Annotated in this window: 3 protein-coding genes; all 3 read right to left on the bottom strand. The window is 41.2% G+C overall.

Translation table 11 applies throughout. The features are described from left to right. Window positions 1–324 precede the first annotated feature (324 nt). The 3 genes from F9K33_16395 to F9K33_16385 all read right to left on the bottom strand — a co-directional run bounded on the left by F9K33_16395 (window position 325) and on the right by F9K33_16385 (window position 3,287). Window positions 325–753, bottom strand: a complete 429-nt coding sequence (locus tag F9K33_16395) for a hypothetical protein (protein ID KAB2877452.1) — start codon at window positions 751–753, stop codon at window positions 325–327. A 968-nt stretch (window positions 754–1,721) separates the two neighbouring features. Beyond that, a complete protein-coding gene (locus F9K33_16390; protein KAB2877451.1) occupies window positions 1,722–2,579 on the bottom strand; it encodes a hypothetical protein in 858 nt (285 codons plus the stop codon). Window positions 2,580–2,750: 171 nt separating this feature from the next. Continuing rightward, a complete protein-coding gene (locus F9K33_16385) occupies window positions 2,751–3,287 on the bottom strand; it encodes a hypothetical protein (protein KAB2877450.1) in 537 nt (178 codons plus the stop codon). Window positions 3,288–3,896 lie beyond the last annotated feature (609 nt).

Here is a 3,896-nt window from a genome sequence, read left to right as displayed (position 1 = left end):
CTTAAACTCGGCTTCATTGATCTATCAACTTTTGAGTTTAAAGCAATGGAATTAACTACCATTTAAATCTAAAAAGTGTTACCTATGTCCTGAGTACAAAGTGTTACCCATGTCTTGAGTACACAGAGTCGCATCGCGTATAACGCGGCGCGGCTACACGCAGTAGCTCGCACGCGAGGAAAATTATAATTAATTAAGAACATACTCAATACGTGAGCGAGCTACTGGCGAGCGACGCCCACAATCTCTCTATCGTCAAATCAAAAGGCGTCGCGAAGCGGCACGTGTAAGCCGCATGTTATCCGATGTCTGACCGCCTCAATATCAATGAATCGGTTCAATTTTTTTCCCTTCGAGGGCGTTTATACCATTTAATGTGATCTGTAATTTGTTAGTGGTTAGTTTAACAACTTCATTTTTGTTCGTGCTTCCAGCCCATTGTTTAAACGAATAGCACTCCTGAGTAATTATTAAATGTGTATCGATAACACCGGCAGCCCAAAATCCTCCATCAGATTCATAAAAAAGTGTCATGCAGTCAATTAACTTCTGTTTTCGAATATCATAGACGGCCAAATTGTAATCTTGCCCGGTTCCATGTGAAACTTCATAAATTACAACCGCTATCGAATCGTTCAAAGGTAATCGAGCAAAGTATTTGTAGTTTTGAGTTGATGAATTTCCTGACAACTTTAAAAACTGTTCCTTCATCGCGTTTTCAATCATAGGAGACTTGTTTTCATAATAAGTCATGGTAGTCGGGCTGCCGAATTTATAGGGCAAACCGACCTCAGAAAATTGTGATAAGAAAAAATCGAATCCAGTCTGCAATTGAAGTATCAAAATTAGAATCATCATCATATTCTTATTTTGGCGGTCAGATATCGGATAACGCTCGGCGGCTACACGACATGGCGCAAAGTGGCCACCGAACAGGTGGTAGAATAACTAACTTTACCACCAAAACTAAATCTCTCAAAGAGCGCCATGTGCGAACGCGCCAGCGTTCGTGTAAACTAACTATCTAAGTACTCACGCTTCCGCTGGCGCGGAAGCGAACGTGTAAGCCGCATGTTATGCGACGTATGGTGTCGACGTCCGCCAATTAATTAGTGGGAGCCTTTCGACGTGATAGTTGTTCATGAATTACTTGAATAACCTGCCAAAATACAAAAGAGATTTGCAAATATAAAATTGTTAATATCACGTACTTAATCGAGATAGGAATAATAAGAAGTGTATAGACTGTCTTTTCTAAGACGACAGGTAACTTAGGAAGGAGCCAGCTATACATTGTTGTTATTAACATAGGAAAGATTATTCTAGGCCATAAAAGGTAAAGACCGAATGCGAAATTGGCGGCATAGAATCCAGCAGGAACTCCGTACTCTTTCATGAACGGAATCGATCCCGTAATCAGGTAAACTAAAGCGCCACAGAGGAACATCAAAGCGAATACTCCTGCGACGTAGATCGCAAATGCTGTGATTTGCCATTTAAATGTTTTTGATCTCATAGGCTGTAACCATATGTCGCATAACGCTGAGCGGCTACACGCAGTAGCTCGCACGCGAGGGAAATTAAAGTTAATTAAGAACATACTCAAACCGTGAGCGAGCTACTGGCGAGCGAGCGCCACAATAATGTAGCCTGTGGGGACATCAAAAAGCGCTCGCGAAGCGACACGTGTAAGCCGCATGTTATCCGCATTACCGCAGCCCTTAGTTTACGTTGATCTCTTTAATTTCAATTAAAGGGTAGTGTTCTAAAACCAGAAAACGATTATTAATTATTACAATTCCCCACGCTTTACATGCTTTAATTGTTGAAGGAACACCATTGAGTTTAGTATGAATATCCTCCCAGACGACCTTTCCAGAACGTTCTTCCTCCATAAGAATTTTAAGCCTATTTTCATTTGTTAAACGGAAATATGGCATTGCTCCATAGCTTACCTTACCCGGCAGGCTAAAATCTCGTCGTCGCTTTCGCATTTCAATCCAGTGATATTTTGCTTGAGGTCCTAAATAATGATCATCTATTTTTTTCATAAGTTGAAGTGCTTTTGCAATTGCTCTAAGTAATTGTGTGTAACCAATTGGTGTTTCGGCTCTGAAATCTTGCCATCGTACTGGTATTTCTTTGTGGCTTATACTTTTGTTTCGTTTATCCCGAAATTTGTTTCCTTCAATGAAAATATCAAAGTCTTTTGCTTCTTTGTGCAATACAGACAATTTATGCGTGGCAAAGAAAAAATTTGTCCTTCCAAATGTCTTTCCAGCAAGTTCGGATAATCTAGACACAATGTCATTTTCAAATTTGTCAATAATAAGCCTGACCTTGTTCAAGTCTGGATTAGAAATATCCTTTATTATGTTATCTGTCTTCATTTGATTTGATGATTCAAGAAAATCACGATACAATAGCCAAGAAGTGATTATTTCTCCAATCTCGCTGCGAAGGTTGGAAACAATAATGCCAATATCAGTTTGGCTATGTTTTGATTTGTTACGACTCATGTGCAGTCCAAAGCTGCGGTATTGCGGATAACGCTCGGCGGCTACACGACATGGCGCCAAGTGGCCACCGAATAGGTGGTAGATCAACTAATTTTACCACCAGAACATAATCAACATAGAGCGCCATGTGCGAACGCGCCAGCGTTCGTGTAAACTAACTATCTAAGTACTCACGCTTCCGCTGGCGCGGAAGCGAACGTGTAAGCCGCATGTTATGTGCAGGCGCGCCATCTATCTTCGTAAATCCGGTTTTCTTCGCTTGAGATAGCCGTTATCTGTACCGTGCTCGAGAAGAAAATCAGAAAAGTACATAAAATCGTTATGATGTAATAAGAGGACATCCATGCCAATTTTCTTAATGAGCAAAAACGGAATAAGTCTGGTCTTATATAACGAATCAACTCGTGCGAAGTCTTTTCGATATCTTTGTCGTGTTTCGGCGATTGCGTTCATTGAGAATTTGTAATCTAGAAATTTAATTCTAATAGTATCATGATCGACGCTGTACAATCCAGTCAAGCCCAGGACATTGTCATCGTGACAAACATCACACCAATAATCGTATTCAAAAGTTCCATTTTCGAAGAGGCCAAGTGTTTCACCCGACAAGCCATAACCAGTTGTATAGAGACCGACCAGCTCTTGATTACTTGATGGAAAATATCTGGTGCGTTCCCAGAAGTTTGTTCTGATTTCGGGCGAAACTGTTGCGCATGAAACATAAATTCCTAAAAACACTGAAATAATACAAAGTTCTATGTATTTCATATGCTGTTGCTTATTGTGTGTTTTGCGCGCTTGCACATAACGCGGCGCGGCTACACGCGGTAGCACGCGCACACAGATAAATGTGTTAATTAATAACTAAAAGTGTCAAAGAAACTTCTTAGCTCTGACAGCCGAAACGAACTCAAATAGATCATCATCTCGGCGCGAGGCAAAGAACTAGTCAAATCTACAAATTCAAAGAACGAAACTGAACTCAAATCACGAAACATCTCAAATCGAACCATCGCCTCGCGTCGAGAAACAGGTTTACAATCAAATCTCTACGGCTGTCAGAGCGAAGCCAAAAAGTACTGTGCGCGTGCTACTGACGAATGACGCGCACACAATAGTGTAGCCTGTGGGGAACATCAAAAAGCGCGTCATGAGTGAACGTGTAAGCCGCATGTTATCTGACGTGGCCATGTTCTCGAAACACTGAATCTTCAAAATACCTCTGACTCAATGTCTCAAAGTATTCCTGGCCGGTCGTGATTCATCGTACAACACGAAATAAAACGTAAGTATAATCAAAGAACATAACTCTCAAGCAGCAATAAGGCCAAGCCTCGTATATTCTGGCCATGTCAGATAACGCTCGGCGGCTACACG

The organism is bacterium (genome assembly GCA_008933615.1).
Taxonomy (GTDB): domain Bacteria; phylum CLD3; class CLD3; order SB21; family SB21; genus SB21.
The sequence above is the reverse complement of the archived record's forward strand: the minus strand, read 5'-3'. Positions and strand labels throughout refer to the sequence as shown.